The sequence below is a fragment of the Methanothrix sp. genome (assembly GCF_024518575.1).
Classification (GTDB): domain Archaea; phylum Halobacteriota; class Methanosarcinia; order Methanotrichales; family Methanotrichaceae; genus Methanothrix_B.
The window spans coordinates 40,160-57,202 of record NZ_JANIHG010000002.1; the positions used below are offsets into that span (position 1 = coordinate 40,160).

Annotated in this window: 18 protein-coding genes and 1 tRNA gene; 8 read left to right on the forward strand and 11 right to left on the reverse strand. The window is 54.7% G+C overall.

The genetic code is table 11. From position 1 onward, the window contains the following. Positions 1-8: 8 nt before the first annotated feature. A tRNA-Ser gene (locus NQU42_RS00820) sits at positions 9-112 on the reverse strand. 55 nt (positions 113-167) lie between these two features. On the opposite strand from NQU42_RS00820, the gene NQU42_RS00825 reads away from it, so the two are divergent. Continuing rightward, the gene (locus tag NQU42_RS00825; protein WP_296608233.1) at positions 168-1,409 is read left to right on the forward strand and encodes an amidohydrolase; all 1,242 of its coding nucleotides are present in this window, start codon (positions 168-170) and stop codon (positions 1,407-1,409) included. Positions 1,410-1,753: 344 nt separating this feature from the next. On the opposite strand, the gene NQU42_RS00830 is transcribed toward NQU42_RS00825, so the two are convergent. Together NQU42_RS00830 and NQU42_RS00835 are read right to left on the reverse strand one after the other, a co-directional pair. Beyond that, positions 1,754-2,416, reverse strand: a complete 663-nt coding sequence (locus NQU42_RS00830; protein ID WP_296608234.1) for a peroxiredoxin — start codon at positions 2,414-2,416, stop codon at positions 1,754-1,756. A 637-nt stretch (positions 2,417-3,053) separates the two neighbouring features. After that, entirely contained in the window at positions 3,054-3,362 is a 309-nt protein-coding gene (locus NQU42_RS00835) for a ferredoxin family protein (protein ID WP_296608236.1), read from the reverse strand. Between the two features lie 297 nt (positions 3,363-3,659). Here NQU42_RS00835 and NQU42_RS00840 point away from each other — a divergent pair, with 297 nt between their 5' ends. After that, positions 3,660-4,562, forward strand: coding sequence for a sulfite exporter TauE/SafE family protein (locus NQU42_RS00840; protein WP_296608237.1), 903 nt, complete (start codon positions 3,660-3,662; stop codon positions 4,560-4,562). Positions 4,563-4,616: 54 nt separating this feature from the next. On the opposite strand, the gene rpl12p is transcribed toward NQU42_RS00840, so the two are convergent. From rpl12p to NQU42_RS00865, 5 genes are read right to left on the reverse strand one after another with little or no spacing between them, the layout of a single operon-like run. Then, positions 4,617-4,934, reverse strand: coding sequence for a 50S ribosomal protein P1 (gene rpl12p, locus NQU42_RS00845; RefSeq protein ID WP_296608239.1), 318 nt, complete (start codon positions 4,932-4,934; stop codon positions 4,617-4,619). Between the two features lie 15 nt (positions 4,935-4,949). Beyond that, positions 4,950-5,912, reverse strand: coding sequence for a 50S ribosomal protein L10 (locus tag NQU42_RS00850; protein WP_296608240.1), 963 nt, complete (start codon positions 5,910-5,912; stop codon positions 4,950-4,952). Continuing rightward, a complete protein-coding gene (locus NQU42_RS00855; RefSeq protein WP_296608242.1) occupies positions 5,913-6,551 on the reverse strand; it encodes a 50S ribosomal protein L1 in 639 nt (212 codons plus the stop codon). A 55-nt stretch (positions 6,552-6,606) separates the two neighbouring features. Beyond that, positions 6,607-7,089 (reverse strand): 50S ribosomal protein L11, encoded by a 483-nt coding sequence (locus tag NQU42_RS00860; protein ID WP_366069953.1) that lies wholly within the window; start codon positions 7,087-7,089, stop codon positions 6,607-6,609. A gap of 3 nt (positions 7,090-7,092) precedes the next feature. Beyond that, positions 7,093-7,554, reverse strand: a complete 462-nt coding sequence (locus NQU42_RS00865) for a transcription elongation factor Spt5 (protein WP_296608246.1) — start codon at positions 7,552-7,554, stop codon at positions 7,093-7,095. A gap of 194 nt (positions 7,555-7,748) precedes the next feature. Between NQU42_RS00865 and NQU42_RS00870 the strand changes: the two genes are divergently transcribed. The 5 genes from NQU42_RS00870 to npdG all read left to right on the forward strand — a co-directional run bounded on the left by NQU42_RS00870 (position 7,749) and on the right by npdG (position 11,501). Further along, complete coding sequence (locus NQU42_RS00870) at positions 7,749-7,943, forward strand: hypothetical protein (protein WP_296608247.1); 195 nt, start codon at positions 7,749-7,751, stop codon at positions 7,941-7,943. 20 nt (positions 7,944-7,963) lie between these two features. Continuing rightward, positions 7,964-9,052: an acetoin utilization protein AcuC gene (locus NQU42_RS00875; protein WP_296608249.1), complete on the forward strand. Its 1,089-nt coding sequence runs from the start codon at positions 7,964-7,966 to the stop codon at positions 9,050-9,052. Between the two features lie 15 nt (positions 9,053-9,067). Next, positions 9,068-10,123: a tRNA (guanine(10)-N(2))-dimethyltransferase gene (locus NQU42_RS00880; protein ID WP_296608250.1), complete on the forward strand. Its 1,056-nt coding sequence runs from the start codon at positions 9,068-9,070 to the stop codon at positions 10,121-10,123. 265 nt (positions 10,124-10,388) lie between these two features. After that, positions 10,389-10,718, forward strand: coding sequence for a hypothetical protein (locus tag NQU42_RS00885; RefSeq protein ID WP_296608252.1), 330 nt, complete (start codon positions 10,389-10,391; stop codon positions 10,716-10,718). A 120-nt stretch (positions 10,719-10,838) separates the two neighbouring features. Further along, complete coding sequence (npdG, locus tag NQU42_RS00890) at positions 10,839-11,501, forward strand: NADPH-dependent F420 reductase (RefSeq protein ID WP_296608253.1); 663 nt, start codon at positions 10,839-10,841, stop codon at positions 11,499-11,501. 9 nt (positions 11,502-11,510) lie between these two features. On the opposite strand, the gene NQU42_RS00895 is transcribed toward npdG, so the two are convergent. From NQU42_RS00895 to NQU42_RS00905, 3 genes are all read right to left on the reverse strand, one after another. Beyond that, complete coding sequence (locus NQU42_RS00895; RefSeq protein WP_296608254.1) at positions 11,511-12,785, reverse strand: ADP-dependent glucokinase/phosphofructokinase; 1,275 nt, start codon at positions 12,783-12,785, stop codon at positions 11,511-11,513. Continuing rightward, complete coding sequence (locus NQU42_RS00900) at positions 12,751-13,857, reverse strand: DUF362 domain-containing protein (protein ID WP_296608256.1); 1,107 nt, start codon at positions 13,855-13,857, stop codon at positions 12,751-12,753. Before NQU42_RS00900 ends, NQU42_RS00895 begins: the two co-directional genes overlap by 35 nt. A 333-nt stretch (positions 13,858-14,190) precedes the next feature. Beyond that, the gene (locus NQU42_RS00905; protein ID WP_296608258.1) at positions 14,191-15,210 is read right to left on the reverse strand and encodes a hypothetical protein; all 1,020 of its coding nucleotides are present in this window, start codon (positions 15,208-15,210) and stop codon (positions 14,191-14,193) included. 374 nt (positions 15,211-15,584) lie between these two features. Here NQU42_RS00905 and purB point away from each other — a divergent pair, with 374 nt between their 5' ends. Then, the gene (gene purB, locus NQU42_RS00910; RefSeq protein ID WP_296608259.1) at positions 15,585-16,925 is read left to right on the forward strand and encodes an adenylosuccinate lyase; all 1,341 of its coding nucleotides are present in this window, start codon (positions 15,585-15,587) and stop codon (positions 16,923-16,925) included. Positions 16,926-17,043 lie beyond the last annotated feature (118 nt).

The window sequence follows — 17,043 nt, forward strand, 5'->3', positions numbered from 1 at the left end:
TTTGTACACGCTGAGGGTGAGATTCGAACTCACGCGGTGCAATGCACCACTGGTTAGCCTGTTCCTTACGGAACCTCAAGACCAGCGCCGTAGGCCACTTGGCTACCTCAGCCCATCACATTTTCCGGGCAAGAGGGTATTAATATCTACCGCTTATACATCCGTCCATGCTAATCCGCAGCGCATTCCTCATTCAAAACGGGTCTCTCCTGAAGGATATCGACATTCTCATCGAGGGGAACCGCATCTCCGAGGTCGGAAGGGATTTGAGGCCAAATGATGATGAAGTCATAGATGCCAGAAACATGCTCGCAGTTCCGGGCCTGGTGAACAGCCACACGCATCTGGCCATGACGCTTCTGAGGGGTTATGCCGATGACATGGAGCTCATCCCCTGGCTCCGTGATAAGATCTGGCCGCTGGAGGCGAGGCTCAGGCCATCTGATATCCGCGCAGGGGTCAGGCTGGGCTGCCTGGAGCTGATAAGGTTCGGAGTGACGTGCTATAACGATATGTACTACTTCATGGATGAGACAGCTGCAGTCACCAGGGAGATGGGGATAAGGGGCGTGCTCTCAGGTGTGCTCTTCGATATGCGGCCTGAGCTTCTCGATGACGTCGAGCCGTTCATAAAAAAATGGAGAGATGACGATCTCATAAAGCCGGCTGTGGGCCCGCATGCTGTCTACACATGTTCAGAGGAGACGCTTCTCAGGGCGAGGGAGATCTCGGAGAGGTATGATGTAAAGATCCACATACACCTCTCAGAGACCAGGGATGAGGTCGATACATTTGTAAACCAGCGGCGTATGACACCTGTGGAGTTCCTGGAAAGCCTTGGGTTTCTGAGCGAGAGGGTGGTGGCGGCACACTGCGTATGGTTGACGCCTAGAGACATGAGGATTCTTGCGGAGAGGCATGTGAACGTCGCCCACTGCCCTATAAGCAACCTCAAGCTCGCATCAGGCATCGCTCCGGTCGCGACACTCATCGAACAGGGGGTGAATGTCTGCCTGGGAACGGATGGGGCTTCGAGCAACAACAACCTGGACATCTTCGAGGAGATGAAGGTCGCAGCCGTGGTCCAGAAGTGCGCTGCAGGACGTCCAGCGATACTTCCCGCTGATGCTGTCTGGCGGATGGCCACAGAGAATGCATACAGGGCATTCTCCCTGGATATAGGTATCAGGCCCGGAGCCCTCGCGGATCTCGCCCTGATCAATATCAAGAGGCCATGGTTCACGCCTGAGACCTCGATGCTCTCACATCTGGTCTACAGCATGGCTGGCGGGGTCTGCTGGACGATATGCAACGGAAGGGTGCTCATGAGGGATGGCGTGATCGAGGGAGAGGAGAAGATACTGGAGGAGGCGCAGCGAAGCTACGAGAGGCTGATCTCAGAGGAGTAGATGCGTTTCACACCGTTAATGGTGACGCGAGACGGGCTGATCTGCGGCTTGAAACCAGGCCAGGATGTTATGCCAGACCGCAAGGCAGAGCATCATCAACTGCTTTTTTAGCATACCATCAGTGTGCCTCACCCAAGCTCCTGGAAATGCGCGCTCTTCCTGTGATTAAGTTAAAATAAATGAATGTCCAAGCATCCACTGCCGGATTCTCCGGCCTGTGGTGGGATCAGATGATGTGATGCAAGGACCACAGCGGACGCGACATAATAAAAAGGATGCTTCACGCGTTCGCGCCATGACCTTGCTGATCGATCCCTGCCCAGCGGGCACGTCTCTATGACACCTCATCTTGATATCTTCTTGTGGCAGAACCACCAGTCGTAGCAGTCGTACATCTTGAGCCTTTCCTTTGCGCTCTTCTCGTCTGTTGGCGGCGGTATGATGACCTCATCGCCTATGAGATCGTTGTTCGGCCAGTTGGCCGGCGTTGCCACCTTGTTCTTGTCCACAACCTGCAGAGCCTCCACCACCCTGAGAACCTCGTCTATGTTCCTCCCAACCTCCTGAGGGTAGTAGAGCATCAGCCTTATTATTCCGCTCGGGTCCACTATGAATACAGCTCTCACAGTGTTCGATCCCTTGCCGGGATGGATCATGCCGAGCAGATCGGCGACCTCTCCAGTGTCCGCTATGATCGGGAACTTTATCTCAACCCCCATCTTCTCCCTGATCCACTCGGTCCACTTCATGTGGGAGAAGACCTGATCTACTGAGAGGCCTATGAGCTCGCAGTTGAGCTTCTTGAAGTCCTCCCTCCTCTTCTGGAACGCTATGAACTCCGTGGTGCATACGGGCGTGAAGTCTGCAGGATGGCTGAAGAGAACAAACCATTTGCCTGCGAGATCATCCGGCAGAGTCATCGGACCATGTGTGGTCCTCACCTCCATTCTCGGAAGCCTGTCCCCGAGGAGAGGCATCCCAAAATCAATCTCAGTTGTGCAGCTCATACGAGATCCCCCAATTTCTGGACTGCTGCTCGCGCTGCCAGGGCCATGCGGCTTCAGGCAGTACGACGTGCGCTGCGGTCCCGACCTCAGGATATCGATCGGCAGTTTCGTTGCGCAGAATACTTACCGAACGTCAAAATGCCCGGCGGCTTTATAGATACGCTTTGGCACAGAGGAACTGCATCATCGCAGTCGATAGTTTGGTGCGGTTTTGAGTCCGCCCACCAAGCTCACCAACGACTCCCCAGAGATGGCAGCTGTCTATGTGACCGACCGCAGATAGCAGCAGTCTATTTTTATTAAGCGATCGGATGCGAACGCTCCCCGCCCTGAAGGGCGTAGCTTCTAGGCTCACCGCCAGAGACTGCGCTCCCAGTCTCATATGTGATAGATCCCCAGGCGGCACTTCCTGCCTTCCTAGATCATCTCTTGAAGTAAAATTAGTCGTCGTCATTTAATATAGATATCGCCCCGAAGGGGGGCTTCGCTCTCATCCTAAGGGCGGGGTCCTCTCGCTTCGCTCTCCCAAAGATAAACCTTGTGAACCTTTCCAGGTTCATGTGCATTTCAAGACTGGAGCTGCGCCCTGATGACCGGCCAGGAATGTCAGACCTTGCTATTATTTGCAAATATGGCTCTACCTCGGTCTCAGTTTCCCCTCCTCCTCGAGCTGTTTCTTCACCTTCGCCCAGATGTGCTCCCGCTTGTATATCTCCCTGACAAGCTTTATATCCGGGAATGATATCGCCTCGCCCATGCAGAGATTGGCGCAGGTAGTGCAGCCAACAACGCATTGATTTGGCCTTGCAACCACAGGCCCATCCTCTGTCCAGTCATACACATCCCTCATACAATTCATGCACATCCCGCACTTCACACACTTTTCGCGATCTATTGTGGGATGCCAGGTTATCTTCTCCCTCGGGTAGCCAACAAGCCATGCCATGCTTTCACCAAATTCAAATCAACACTTTTCGATTTAAAGTTTTCGAGATGCAAAGTCTATTAGTTTTTACAGATAATTTTTATTTTCTCAGATGTGTCCTCTAAAAAACTGCTTATCCGTTTGTCTGTATAGCTGATCACAATAGCGTTTAGGTAACACTGTTAATGATAACAGTGTGAATTTGCGCGTTACAATATCCCAGGATAGCAAAGATTTAAATCGAGAAAAATCGATTCATAAATTGTGGCTGCACGCCACACATGGCAGCATCTCTGGTGCTGTCTGGAGGGATGCGATATGAATGGAAGATTTTGGCAGGTATACAGGCCAGTAATCGTACTTCTGGTTGTTATAACGGCTCTTGCGATATGGTCGTACCTTTCCGGAGGGGACAGGCTGAGCGGCGTGCCGCTGCTGACTCCTCTGAGAGGCGTATTGCTGATTGTGGTTGGCCTTGCAGCTGGTTTCCTCGGCGGATTGATTGGAACCGGCGGATGCAGCATCATGCTCCCGGTGATACATTTCTGGATGGGCTACCCAGCGCCCATCGCGATTGGCACGACGATCTTTGCGGTCATCTTCACCGCCACCTCAGGGGGCTACGGCCACCTCATCCGGAAAAATCTGGACAGAAGAGCAACTCTCTGGCTCGCCGGCGGCGGTATTCTTGGCGTGATCTTCGGCTCCTGGCTCTTCACGATTCTGGTCGGGCACATAGATCTCCTTCAGCTTATTCTGGGTCTGGCATTTCTGCTGCCAGCGATCAGGATGATCTACGAGGGCATCGGCCGCAGCAAGCCCAAGCAGGAGGGAAATGCTATCCCAGGTGGGAGCAGCGGCTTTGCGGTCTTCGGCTTTGCGATCGGCGTTCTGACTGGAATAGTGGGGCTGGGCGGAGGATATGCGCTCGTCCCGGGACTGATATACCTCTTCGGCGCACCAGTCTACATCACCATGGGAACATCCCTGGCAGTCATGATTCCGATGGCTGTTGTTGCAGGAGGAATAAAGCTCGCACAGGGGTTCGTCGCGCTCACGACCGCGTTAATCCTCGCAGCCGGAACGATCGTGGGAGCGCAGGTCGGAGCTGCTGTGATAAAGAGGTTCAGGCCGAATACGCTCAAGCTCATCTTCGGGCTCTACTTCCTGTACGTCTCGGTGAAGTTCATAGCAGCGTACTTCGGCATAGCGATATGGTGATTCGAGAGAGATGCTAAAAACTGAAAAAGAGCAGTCCGCCCTGTTGGGGGCGGATTAACCGAAGAGCGCTCCGAGGCCCTCGATTCCGCTCTCCTCGGCCTCTTCCTTTTTCTCCTCTTCCTCTGCCTTGGCTGCAGGCTTCTTTGCTTCGGTCCCTGCGGCAGATGCAGCTGGCGCGGCAGCTGCTACCGGCATGGCGGTCGCCTGGGAGAGGACCTTGTCGATATCAACGCCCTCAAGCGCCGAGACCAGGGCCTTGATCCTGACCTCATCGGGCGTCACACCCGCTGCCTCTAGGACCTTCTTTATGCCATCATCGCTTACTTCCTTGCCTGAGCTATGTAGTAACAGTGCTGCATATATGTATTCCATTAAACTCACCTTTCTCTAACCAAACAGAGAACCCAGCCCCGCGGCTGCGTCCTCCTCTTCCTTCTTCTCCTCTACCTCTTCAACCTCTTCGACCTGCTTCTGCTCCGGCGCCACTTCAGTGGCAGACATCAAGCCTGCAATCGCCTGAGCATTGGCATGTGCCTTCATTATGACAAGATCTATCATGCCGGGGACGGGTATACCGCGCTCGGCCACCAGATACCTCGCCCTGGATGCTGCACGCTGAACGATCGGGATCACAGTCTGAGGCGTCACATAGGCCACCTCGACCGCGAAGGCAAGCGCCTTTCCAGCAGCCTCGGATATATCCCTCAGAACTGCATCCGTGTCCAGTGTGAGATCCTCTGCGGCGAAAACCAGCCTGTCGCTGTAAGCGGCCCGGAGCTCCAGTCCCACGAGCTTCGGATATATCTCCATTAGCTGGAGGACTTCCGCCACCTTGGGAGATATCACATCGCCCTTCTTCGCGAGCACAACCCTCTGGTTTATCACGACCTTGCCGCCTTTTATGGCGGCAGGTATTCCAGCGCTCTGGAGCTTTCCGACCATCGGTCCTGGCGAGAAAGAGGTCTCGCCGCTCTCGACCACTATATCCATGGGGGCGACGGCGCCTGCCTTTATGGGCATCGGGCGCTTCTCCGCGTCCAGCATCCTCTTGAGCGCAAACGGATTCGCATCGGAGAATATCAGCGCTGTCTGGTCCTCGATGTAATCTGCGAGCGGCCTGAGCGATTCATCGGATTTCAGTATAGCCCTCCGGGCAATGTTGTTGTTGACAACCCTTACCTCAGAGAGGGGTCTCAGGATGCCGCGAATCCTCTGAAACTCACTTGCCGGAAGCTCGCGTATACACGCAACGCCTACAACGCGACTGCTCCTTATCCGCTCCACGAGCTCGTCAACCTCTCTCAGCTTCCATTCAGGCACGCGAGCAACGTGGCGAACATCTGCTGACATCTAGATCACCCTTACCGCCGGCCCCATCGTCGTCTTGACATACACTGACTTCAGGTTGTGACGACCGTCCTTCAGGGTCTGCTCCAGCTTTGTGATTACGGACTCTATGTTCTCTGCAAGCTGCCTGGCGTCCATGTCTCTCCTGCCCACAGCGATGTGGAATGTCGGCCTGTCTCTGGATCTTATCCTGACGATGTTCTTGAGCCTCGTGACCATCTGGGTGACATCCGCATTGGGCGGAAGTGGCGTGGGCATCTTTCCACGTTTGCCGAGAATGGGTCCGAGGGTCTTACCGATGACTGGCATGAACTGCGTCTCGGCTATGAAGAAATCGTATTCATCCGCCAGCTTTCTCGCGTTCTTCCTGTTCTCCCCCAGAAGCTTCAGCTCCTCTGGAGGTATCACGTAGTCAGCGCCAGCGCCCTTCGCCTTGAGCGCAGTATCTCCAGCTGCGAAAACCGCGATTCTATTTGGCCTTCCACGCCCGTGTGGCAGTATAACTTCAGTATCGATCCTGTTGCCGGGCTGTGTCAGATCTATGTTATGGAGATTTATGGCAAGATCGACGCTCTCCTTGAAGCCCCTGGGCGGGGCCTCAGAGATCGCCTTTTTGACTGCCTCTTCGATATTCTCTTTCATTCAGATCATCCGTAGTCCACGACTTTTGGTCTTCTACGGCTCCAAAGATCGCAATTTAGGACTTCGCCTCAAAGAGGTGGTCGTAGCTGCCAGACGCGAGCGCCTGCTGCACCTCTTTTGAGGTCATACCATCTATCTTTATCCCCAAGGAGCCACAGGTTCCCACGATCTCTCTGACCGCGCTCTTCAGGTTCTTCGAGAGAAGGTTCCTTCTCTTTATCTCTGCGATCTTTATCACCTGATCCATCGATATGTTACCAGCAAAGCTCTTCTTGTCACCGCTGCCCTTCTCAACCCCGGCCTCCTTCAGTATGAGCGCCGAGGTTGGAGGTGTGCCGACCTCTATCTCGAACTCGGTCCTGCTCTTCACCTTTATCTTCACAGGAACCTGCATGCCGTTCAGATCTTTGGTCAGCTCGTTTATCTTGGCGACAACAGCTGCTACATTGACACCGAGAGGTCCAAGCGCCGGGCCAAGGGGCGGTCCAGCAGTTGCCTTGCCACCTGATACCAGCGCCTCGACGACATTAGCCAATATTGTTCACCTCTGAGCCTCTTCTTTGCTAAGGACTCTTACATGATCTCCTCTGACCGTTATGGGTATGGGCACCATGGCCTCGAAGAGCTCCACGGTTATCTCCTCTTTGGCCGAGTCGACCCGCTTCACCCTGGCCATCTCGCCCTTGAACGGCCCGGAGATCAGCTCCACAATGGCGCCCTCGCTTATGCCAACGACTGCAGGCTTTGGCGTCAGGAAGTGCTCAATCTCTGCGAAGCTGGATGCGCCTTTTATCACAGAGCGCGCATGTGGAACCCCCTGGATAGCCTGCTCCACTATCTCTGGGGCCGAAGCCTCCACCAATACGTAGCCCTTCAGCACATCAGGAACGAGTATTGCCCGTATGTCCAGCTTCTCCTTTCTCGCTATCTGGGCGACCAGATTCGCGACCGCTCGCTCCTGATTTGCGGTTGTCTTGACTACATATATGCTGGTCTCGGACATCCTCAGTCTAGAGGATAAACCATATATAAAAAGGTTTGTGACTGCTTTTAGCATTCCAGAGGGGCCGGATTCAGCAGATCCGGGGCTTCAGAAGTCCTGATCACATCCCACAGTATGCGCATAGCTTATATCCAATCGGATCTTCGCATACCACAAAACCTGTTCGGATCCCAGGCGAGAAGGAGGTCGCAGAGTTGGAGGAAGACCAGAGCGTGCTCGACCAGTTCGTCCCGTTCTGCCCGAAATGCGGGAACGAGTGCATGCCCAAGGAGCTGCGGAGGGCTCTCGATTCCAAGAGCTGGAAGAAGATAATCGTTGAAACTATATACTATTGCCCCAGATGTGATAACTACTGGAGCGAAGGTCTGGTGGAAAAGGGCTATAAATGATCTATCTATACTATACAGATATGTTCATGGGCTACAGCTTCGGCCCTGAACACCCGCTGCAGCCAGCGCGGATCATGCTCACCTACAGGATGATCGAGGAGTATGGGTTCTTCCTCGGATACGACACAGAGGTTCTGGAGCCGTACTATGCGAGCGAGAGCGACCTCCTCATGGTCCACGATCCTGGGTATATACAGGCGGTGAGGGATGAGCGACCAGATCCAGCGCTCGGCCTGGATGAGCCTGATACTCCCATATTCCCTGGGATCTATGACGCGAGCGCGCTGATCGCCGGAGCCAGCATCGAGGCCGCGAAGCGTGTTGCATCAGAGCCCTGTGTGGCGTTCAACCTGGCCGGCGGGCTTCATCACGCGTTTCCGGCCAGAGCGGCAGGATTCTGCGTCTTCAACGATTGCGCCCTCGGAATCCGCACATTGAGGAAACGATTCGACAGAGTCCTCTACATAGATATCGATGCACATCACGGCGATGGCGTGCAGTACATCTTCTACGAGGATCCATCAGTCCTGACCATATCCATACATGAATCTGGAAAGTACCTCTTTCCAGGAACCGGCTTCGTGGACGAGATCGGCAGCGGAGACGGGTATGGCTACTCCGCGAACATACCGATGCCGCTGAATGCGGATGATGAATGCTACAGATATGCCTTTGAGTCCGTAATCCCCGCGCTCTTCAGGTGGTTCAAACCTGATGCGGTCGTCGCGCAGCTCGGCGCCGATACTCACTATGCAGATCCTCTCGCGAGCCTCGATCTCACGCTTGAGGGCTACGGCTATCTCGTCAGGAGGATAAAAGAGCTCACAGATGAGTACGCGAATGGGAGGATGCTCGCTCTGGGCGGTGGCGGCTACAACCTGGAGGTTGTGCCGCTCGCATGGACTCTGGCATTCCAGACCCTGAGAGGAAAGGAGATGCCGGAGGAGCTCCCGAAGTGGTGGGTCGATGCTATAATGAAGATGATCGGGAGACCCCCACTCTCTCTTCCAGACCGGCCCAAGGAGAAGAGAGATGTCCCAAGGGAGCTGATCGAGACCGTGGCAAACCTGAAGAGAAGGCTGACGATCATACACGGCGACATATTCTGAGCGTGAGGCCTGTCGATGATCGCGGTGGAGGGCTCGGTCAGGGTTAACACAGACGGGGTCTTCTACAATCCCAGGATGAGAACGAACAGGGATATCTGCGTCGCGATGGCCTCAGAGCTCGGAATAAAGGAGTACCTGGATGCGTTCTCTGCCAGCGGCATACGTGGCATCAGGGTGAGAAAGGAGGCAGGCGTCGAGCGTGTCGTGATGAACGATATCAGCCCTTCAGCATGCCAGCGCATCAGGGAGAACCTCGCCCTGAATGATGTATCAGACTGTGAGGTGACCTGCGAGAGCGCCAGTGTCATCATGAGCAGGAGACGGTTCGAGACGATAGATCTCGATCCGTTCGGCTCCCCCGCGCAGTTCCTCGCTCCTGCAGCATCCTCCGCAAGATCGTATCTCTTCATAACGGCAACGGATACCGCCCCACTCTGCGGGGCACATCTCCGGAGCGGCATGAGAAAATATCTTGCAGTCCCTCTGAATACCGAGTACCACAGGGAGATGGGCGTGCGGATCCTGATTGGAGCTGTAATACGGGAGATGGCGAGGGCCGACAGGCGGGGAATACCCCTGCTCTCGTATGCCACAGAGCACTATGTTCGCCTGCATCTGCGAATAAAAAAAGGTGCGCGTGAGGCCGATGAGGCCCTCGAGTCCATGGGATATGTCGAGCACTGCTTCAGTTGTGGAGGCTGGAGTTTGAGGATGGGCATGGGCTGCACATCCTCAGGCACGTGCGGCTTCTGTGGAGGAAGGACCTGCACTGCAGGGCCTCTCTGGCTCGGCCAGCTTCACGATAAAGATATCCTCAGAGCAGCTCTCAAAAGACTTGATCCTGAGAGCAGGGCCCACAGATTAGTATTACTATGCTCTGAGGAGGTTGACGTCCCGTTCTACTACGATCATCATAAGATCTGCAGGAGGCTGAGAATCACACCGTCGAAGGTCGAGTCCGTCATATCCGATCTGCTTGAGCATGGCTACAGGGCTTCCAGGACGCACTTCACTGGAGTCGGTATAAAGACCGATGCTCCTTTGAGGGATCTGGTTTCTCTGCTGGCCTGATGGGATGTTTGGGAATACAGCACCAGATCTTTCCTGGCAATCGACCGGATCCAATCCGTAAACCATGAAATCTGGCAGGAAGATCTTCAGCCCAGAATTGAGAACCTAAAAGTTAATAAGGAAGAAGGTATATGATAATGATAACTGTAATGCTTCGAGAGCATTGCAGGCAGATGTACATGTGGCACGAGGTCGCGTTTAATTACCCCCTTCATTGCTACTCCCTTTCGCATCTCGTGCCATCCCTTCTTCTTACAGAGGTTGCATGCGTCTGCTGATCTACTTCGTGCTTGGTGGGGCCATCACAGCGCTCGTTGTTCATCTCGGCAGCTCAGGCCGCGGGACGCTATCAGCGTTCATCGCCACTTTTCCCGTGCTCACAGCCCTCACATTCATACTGATATCCATGGAGGGGAGCAGCGCTGATCTGTGTGAGTATGCGAGAGGCCTTCTGCTTTTCACGCCCGCATGGATCGCCTATGTGCTGACGGTGATGATCACCTTCGAACGCATCGGCGTCTGGCTATCAATAGCCCTGGGCATGGCAGTATACGCGCTTTCATCCTGGATTCTGAGAGCCGTCTTTCTGCACTAATATCTATACTACTATTGTATTTTGTTACTATTATCTTTTGCTCGTCTCGCTACTATCATCATTAATACCAACTTTCTTTTTCAGAAAAGAATAAATATCAGTATATGCAGCCTCTAGCCCATGAGGGTTGCTCTTGTCGGTGGTACCGGGGATATCGGTAATGGATTTGCGGTCCGCTGGGCCCCCCATTATGAGGTTGTCATCGGGTCCAGAAAGGCGGAGCGGGCCCAGGAGAGCGCATCTGAGCTCAGCAGATACATGAGATCTCTGGGCATTGATGCAGTGATGTATGGAAGAGATAACGCAAACGCCATCATGGATTCGGACGTCGTCGTCCTCTGTGTTCCTCCAGAGAGCCTGAGCATGGTGACATCTGATCTGAGAGATTGCTACTCAGACCAGATCGTGATATCGCCTGTGGTCCCCATGGCCCGGACGGACCACTTCGAGTACAGGCCACCTCCGGAGGGATGTGCAGCGTTTCTTGTAAAGAACTCCCTGCCGGAGAGCGTGAGGGTTGTCTCTGCGTTTCACACGATACCTGCGAAGTCGCTCATGGATGCAGAGAAGATCCTCAGGTTCGATGTGCCCATATGCGGCGATGATAAAGCTGCTAAGGATCTCGTGGCAGAGATGTGCAGAAAGATCCGCGATCTCAGGCCACTCGATGCCGGCCCGCTGAGCGTATCGCATCAGGTCGAGGGGCTCACGCCGCTTCTGCTCAACATCGCGCGCCTGAACAAAATGCGCCGTGTCGGCGTGCATTTCGTCCAGGAGGAGTAATCTCCCCTCTCAGGACGCGGAAGACTTCACGAGCATGTAGAATGTGGCCGCGGTCAGCGCGTCCCCGAGGCCGACGGTGGTCACAGGCTCAGGCGCCAGGAAGGATGGATGGACGCAGACGCTCGATCCATCTTTTTCCTTGAATGCGCCGAGACCGGCCCTCCTCCCGCCGGCGCGCACGAGATCCTCCACCGCCATTCTCCCCTCATCGCTCACGCTCAGCTTTACCGATCTTTCAATGCACCCTGTGGCAGCGAGCCTGCCTGCGATCTCCGCGCCCAGCCCCAGCGCCGCGATCTCTTTTACCGGCTCAGGCGAGATGCTCACCGTGAACTCCCGGGTGTGAACGCACACCCTTGGAATATCAAACTCATCATGGACCTGCTCCGCAGCCCCTGCGATCTCCTCCCAGTCCTCTCCCGAATGCGCCAGCATCGAGAGCTCATCCTCGTTCATGCCTATGCTCTCGACATCCAGGATCTCCAGGAGGGCTCTCATGACCTCCGGCCGCTCGAAGCTGCCCATCTCAGCGTGGCTGTATCTTGTGTAGATCCACTGACTCATAGATCCCAGCCGCTCCTCGAAGATCTCCCTGTGAAGCTCGTAGGGGACGAGATGAAACCCCGAAAGCACCACACCCCTCACATCAGGAGCGGGCTTTTCAAGAAACGCGCGGAATGAGGGATTTATGTGCATCACTCGATTCAGCGGGTCGAACGTCGCGATTATCCTGTTATCCCTCGGAGCTGTGAATCTTCCCGAAGGAATATCGAGATCCTCACCGCTCCTGTACTGTATCACGAAGTGCCTGAGCTCCTGCCCCTCCTCTGATGCGTTCACGGGATCTGAGAGTGAGACGCCTCTTCCCATGACCGGAACCCTGACCGCTGGATGAAAGAGAGATGCCTGGAGCGGAGTCAGGGATGGGACGTTGACTACAGGCTCTGCTCCGAGCGCGGCGAGAACGTTTGCGATGTTCCCTGCATTCCCTCCCATCCTTCTCTCCCAGGGGAAGAGCGATGCGATCTCATCAGCGACCTTCTCACTCTTAATGATTAGCTCGCCGCCTGTTCCACGGCGCATGTGATACAGGATAGATATGATGAGATCCTCCAGAGAACCGATCTTTGATGGAACCCCGGATCTTTCGGCCGGGAGATCGATGCGGTGTGATAGCATCTCGATCTCCTTCCCTGTGATGGTGTGAACACAGTCGATATTCACGTTGAACGCACAGAGAACCCTGGGATCAGATCCTGATGAGTCTGTACCTGCTGGTCCCAAGGCCGATCTTCTCCCCATAAACAACCTGGTGCAGAGCGTTTGTCGACTCCCAGCACCCCCTGAACTTGTCCTCTCCAGGCCTCCTGTTGCTCTTCAGGTAGCTGTTCTCGAGGCCCATCTGAGCGTTGACGAGGTCGTAGCTGGCCATGTCGATGGCAACCGGATCCCTGGATGCGAGAATTCCTATGTCTGGGACCACCGGAGCATCGGACCACGGCACGCAGTCGCAGTCCGGCGTTATATCCATCAGAAAGTTGAAGAAACCGACGCGTCCGGATTTACCGAGAAGAGCTCCGTATGCGTACTCGACCATTCTCTCCACGAATGGCGGTATCGCAATGGCCCAGTCGAAGTCAATTGCCCTCTCGGGGCATGCCCTGACGCACTCACCGCAGCCGACACAGATACTGAGATCGATGGAGGCTTTCCCTTCAAGCAGAGATATCGCAGATCTCGGGCATGCCTTCACGCACCTGCCGCACCCCTTGCATCTCTCTTTATGCACCATGGGTTTTGCGGTGTGCTGCTCTGCCTTTCCGATCGGAGGCGCGCATCCCATGCCGAGGTTCTTTATCGCCCCGCCGAAGCCGGCGAGGATGTGCGCCTTGAAGTGCGAGAGGACGATCATGCTGTCGGCGCTGGCGATATCTCCGGCTATCCTCACAGACCTGAAGTGATTGAGGTTAACATCAACGCTGATGTGGTTCCCCCCGCGCAGGCCGTCTGCGATTATAACGGGCGCATCGACAACAGCATAAGCGAAGCCATGCTCTATCGCCGTCCTGGTGTGGTCAACCGAGTTCCCACGGCCGCCGCTGTAGAGCGTGTTCGTGTCCGTCAGGAACGGCCGCGCGCCTCTCTCCTTCACAAGCTTCACGACCTCACGCACAAAGACGGGGCTGATGTAAGTATCGTTACCCACCTCGCCGAAGTGGAGCTTTATGGCAGTGAGATCACCTTTATCGAGAATTTTATCGAAACCGGCAGCGCTGAAAAGTCTCCTGATCTTCTCGAGCTTGTTCTCACTATCGCTCCTGGCTCTGATATCCGCAAAGTAAACATCACTGGTCATGATCCTCCCCACTGTGCAGATGTGCAGCACAGCTAATCAGCCTTTCCTTCCCTCATATGCATATGGTTTCTCAAATCGCAGAAGCAATCCGATCTCTCATCTCGAGATTGGAGATGCGTGAGATCCAGTTATCCGCTTGCTGATCCAAGAGCTTTGATCTGCTCGATATGGAAGCTGATGCCAGATCAATGACACGCATCTCAATCAGATCCACAGAGCTTGTCGTTTCTCCTCTATGTGTCCCAGGATCAGATCTGCTGCCTTCACATGACTCTCCTCTATGGATATGATGCTGCCTGTGATTATTGCTTCAGAATCACAGCCCCACAACGCTCATTCCACGAGCACCATCTCCACCGGCCGTCTCGGAGTATGTCTTGTCGGCGGAGCGTATCCCATGCGTATGAGCAGCTGTGGATATCTTACGCCAAGAAACTTCGCCATCTCTTCTCTGAGCTCATCTATTGCTATAGGCTGGCTGAAGAGATCGAAGCGCACGTCCATCTCTGTGGCCAGGAGGAACAGCTTCTCGAAGGTGACGCCCAGCCTGACCCACGTGAGCCTGTCCTCTGAGTTCGATGATAGAACTCCAACCGCAGGAGATTCTCTCATTAGAGCTGACTCCTTTCTGGCCCTCGACCAGGATGTGTCAAATGTTCCGAATATAAACTTTCCAAGATACGACTCGAAATCAGAATAGCCAAATGCATAGCCAGGCAGCCCGTCGTACGCATCCGAGGTGTTGGGTCTTATCCAGGATGCCAGCTCCCTCCTGAACTCCTTATTCCCGAGCTGTATTTTGTGTGCGCGCGCGAGTATATCTGCCATCCGGCTCTTGCCCTCCGGATCTGTCATTATGTCAAGCCTGAAGCCATCTTTCTCCACGAGCTCTTTCATCCTCTGAAGCTTCTCAGGCTCGATCTCCCTATCCTCAAACCTGCTTCGATTCGTGTGCCTCTCTGTTATCTGTCTGAACAGGTCGGGGAACCTTCTCTCAGTGAGACCCTCTGAAAAGCTGATCAGAGCGATGCGATCCGCGTCCATGCCGTCGGGGAAGCATTCAATCCTGTAACCCAGATTGAAGTGCTCCGCAGCGATTAGGATATTTGCCACCGCACAGCCCAAACTTATGTATGCGGTCCTGTGCGTCGGATCGACTGCGGGGAGTGTTCTGGACCTGTCAAATATCACAGATATGCTGCTGTCTCTGATTGAGAACTTCCATGGCTGTGTGTTTGGGCCTGATGGGGCGAGAACCGCATACCTCAGGACAAATTTCAGCTTATCATACATGCTTCCCTGTGACGGAAAATCCTCCTCACGTACATCCCATGCGGCCAGGTTTCTACTCATGAGTGTGGTCCTCCATAGCTTGCAATGGCTCGATGCGCCACATGCTGCACAGCAGGGAGCGCAACCGACAAATATATTGTGAGCTGATGAAATATAAAAGTTGGCTCATTCTGGGTGGATCCTGAGATCCAAACTGCCTGTGATCAGTGAGAAGAAAATGAGGCGATCGATATCGTCATCTAAGAAAAGACCAGTGCTCAGTAATCAGTTGCTTCAGCTCCATGCGCCTTAACTTTGGGAGATGTCTGGATGGTGCACCTCTGAGCTCACAGGATCATCTGCGCGCAACTGAGACTCCCGTCTTCAGGCCGGCGTGTTTGACAATCACCAGATTCCGTAAACTCCTTTAACATAGCACATTCACCTGCAGAAGCATGCCGATACATCCAATAGATTACAGGTACGGGACGCCGGAGATGAAGGCGATCTGGGAGGAGGATTACAGGATCAGGATGCTCTTCAGGGTGGAGGCAGCCCTTGCCAGGGCAGAGGAGGAGGTCGGCCTCATCCCGAGGGGAGCCGCAGATGCGATATCGAGGGCAGCGGAGATCGCATCGCCCCAGCGGGCAAAGGAGATCGAGGCCGAGATAGGGCATGACATGATGGCAGTGGTCCTGGCGATGGCTGAGGCCTGCGATTACGGGGAGTGGATACATCTCGGCGCGACATCGAATGATATTCTGGATACAGCAACAGGCCTGCAGCTCAAAGCATCCCTGGAGATCATCGAGTCGAAGCTCAGGGAGCTGCTCAGAGTCCTCCTGGAGATGGCCCTGGAAAACAAGGATCTCGTATGCGCCGGTAGGACACATGGACAGATGGCTGTACCAACGACCTATGGGCTGAGGTTTGCGATATGGGCCTCAGAGGTCTCCCGCCACATCGAGAGGCTCAGGGAGATACGGCCCAGGGCTGCGGTCGGGAAGATCAGCGGTGCCGTTGGGACACAGGCAGCATTCGGCCCCCACGGCATGACCATACAGCGCAGGGTCATGGAGATCCTCGGGCTCAATGAGGTCGATGTCTCCAACCAGGTCGTGCAGAGGGATCGCCACGCAGAGGTCATATGTCTCCTGGCCCTCATCGCCTCCACGCTCGACAAGATCTGCGTGGAGATCAGGACTCTACAGAGGACAGAGATCGGGGAGGTGGAGGAGAGCTTCGGCAAGAAGCAGGTAGGTTCCAGCACAATGCCGCACAAGAGAAATCCGATAAGATCTGAGCAGGTCTGTGGCCTTGCGAGGGTTGTCAGAGCACAGGTTGAGCCAGCGTTTGCGAACATACCGCTCTGGGATGAGAGGGATCTCACAAACTCCAGCTGCGAGCGCGTCATATTCCCTGAGGCCTTCGTGCTCACAGATCACATACTCAATCTCACCATCAGGATTCTGAAAGGGCTCAGGATACGAAAGGAGAACGTCGAGAGAAACCTCACCCTGCTCAAGGGTCTGAACATGGCTGAGGCTGTCATGGTTGAGCTGGCGAAGAGGGGCGCTGGCAGGCAGACATCTCATGAGATACTGAGGAAGGCATCGATGAGGGCGTTTGAGGAGAGGCGTGAGCTGCTCGATGTCCTCCTAGAGGATGGAACTGTCACGAAATACATCGGCGAGGATGAGCTCAGAGAGCTGCTCGATCCACACAGATACACAGGCACAGCTGTCGAGCAGGTGGAGCGGCTTGAGAGGAAGCTCAGGGCATACTGCGAGGATTGAAGATAGTGCGATATCTGAGAGAACGCTCTATTTATTGCAACCTCGCCGTATGCCGGTTGCTGAATGCACTCACTCGCTCGACAGGAGCGCATAGCGTGACTGCTCGAGCAAGTTATCG

Coding starts and splice junctions, on each gene's coding strand:
- NQU42_RS00825 (WP_296608233.1), top strand. CDS start 168: ATGCTAATCCGCAGCGCATTCCTCATTCAAAACGGGTCTCTCCTGAAG.
- NQU42_RS00830 (WP_296608234.1), bottom strand. CDS start 2,416: ATGAGCTGCACAACTGAGATTGATTTTGGGATGCCTCTCCTCGGGGAC.
- NQU42_RS00835 (WP_296608236.1), bottom strand. CDS start 3,362: ATGGCATGGCTTGTTGGCTACCCGAGGGAGAAGATAACCTGGCATCCC.
- NQU42_RS00840 (WP_296608237.1), top strand. CDS start 3,660: ATGAATGGAAGATTTTGGCAGGTATACAGGCCAGTAATCGTACTTCTG.
- rpl12p (WP_296608239.1), bottom strand. CDS start 4,934: ATGGAATACATATATGCAGCACTGTTACTACATAGCTCAGGCAAGGAA.
- NQU42_RS00850 (WP_296608240.1), bottom strand. CDS start 5,912: ATGTCAGCAGATGTTCGCCACGTTGCTCGCGTGCCTGAATGGAAGCTG.
- NQU42_RS00855 (WP_296608242.1), bottom strand. CDS start 6,551: ATGAAAGAGAATATCGAAGAGGCAGTCAAAAAGGCGATCTCTGAGGCC.
- NQU42_RS00865 (WP_296608246.1), bottom strand. CDS start 7,554: ATGTCCGAGACCAGCATATATGTAGTCAAGACAACCGCAAATCAGGAG.
- NQU42_RS00875 (WP_296608249.1), top strand. CDS start 7,964: ATGTTCATGGGCTACAGCTTCGGCCCTGAACACCCGCTGCAGCCAGCG.
- NQU42_RS00880 (WP_296608250.1), top strand. CDS start 9,068: ATGATCGCGGTGGAGGGCTCGGTCAGGGTTAACACAGACGGGGTCTTC.
- NQU42_RS00885 (WP_296608252.1), top strand. CDS start 10,389: ATGCGTCTGCTGATCTACTTCGTGCTTGGTGGGGCCATCACAGCGCTC.
- npdG (WP_296608253.1), top strand. CDS start 10,839: ATGAGGGTTGCTCTTGTCGGTGGTACCGGGGATATCGGTAATGGATTT.
- NQU42_RS00900 (WP_296608256.1), bottom strand. CDS start 13,857: ATGACCAGTGATGTTTACTTTGCGGATATCAGAGCCAGGAGCGATAGT.
- NQU42_RS00905 (WP_296608258.1), bottom strand. CDS start 15,210: ATGAGTAGAAACCTGGCCGCATGGGATGTACGTGAGGAGGATTTTCCG.
- purB (WP_296608259.1), top strand. CDS start 15,585: ATGCCGATACATCCAATAGATTACAGGTACGGGACGCCGGAGATGAAG.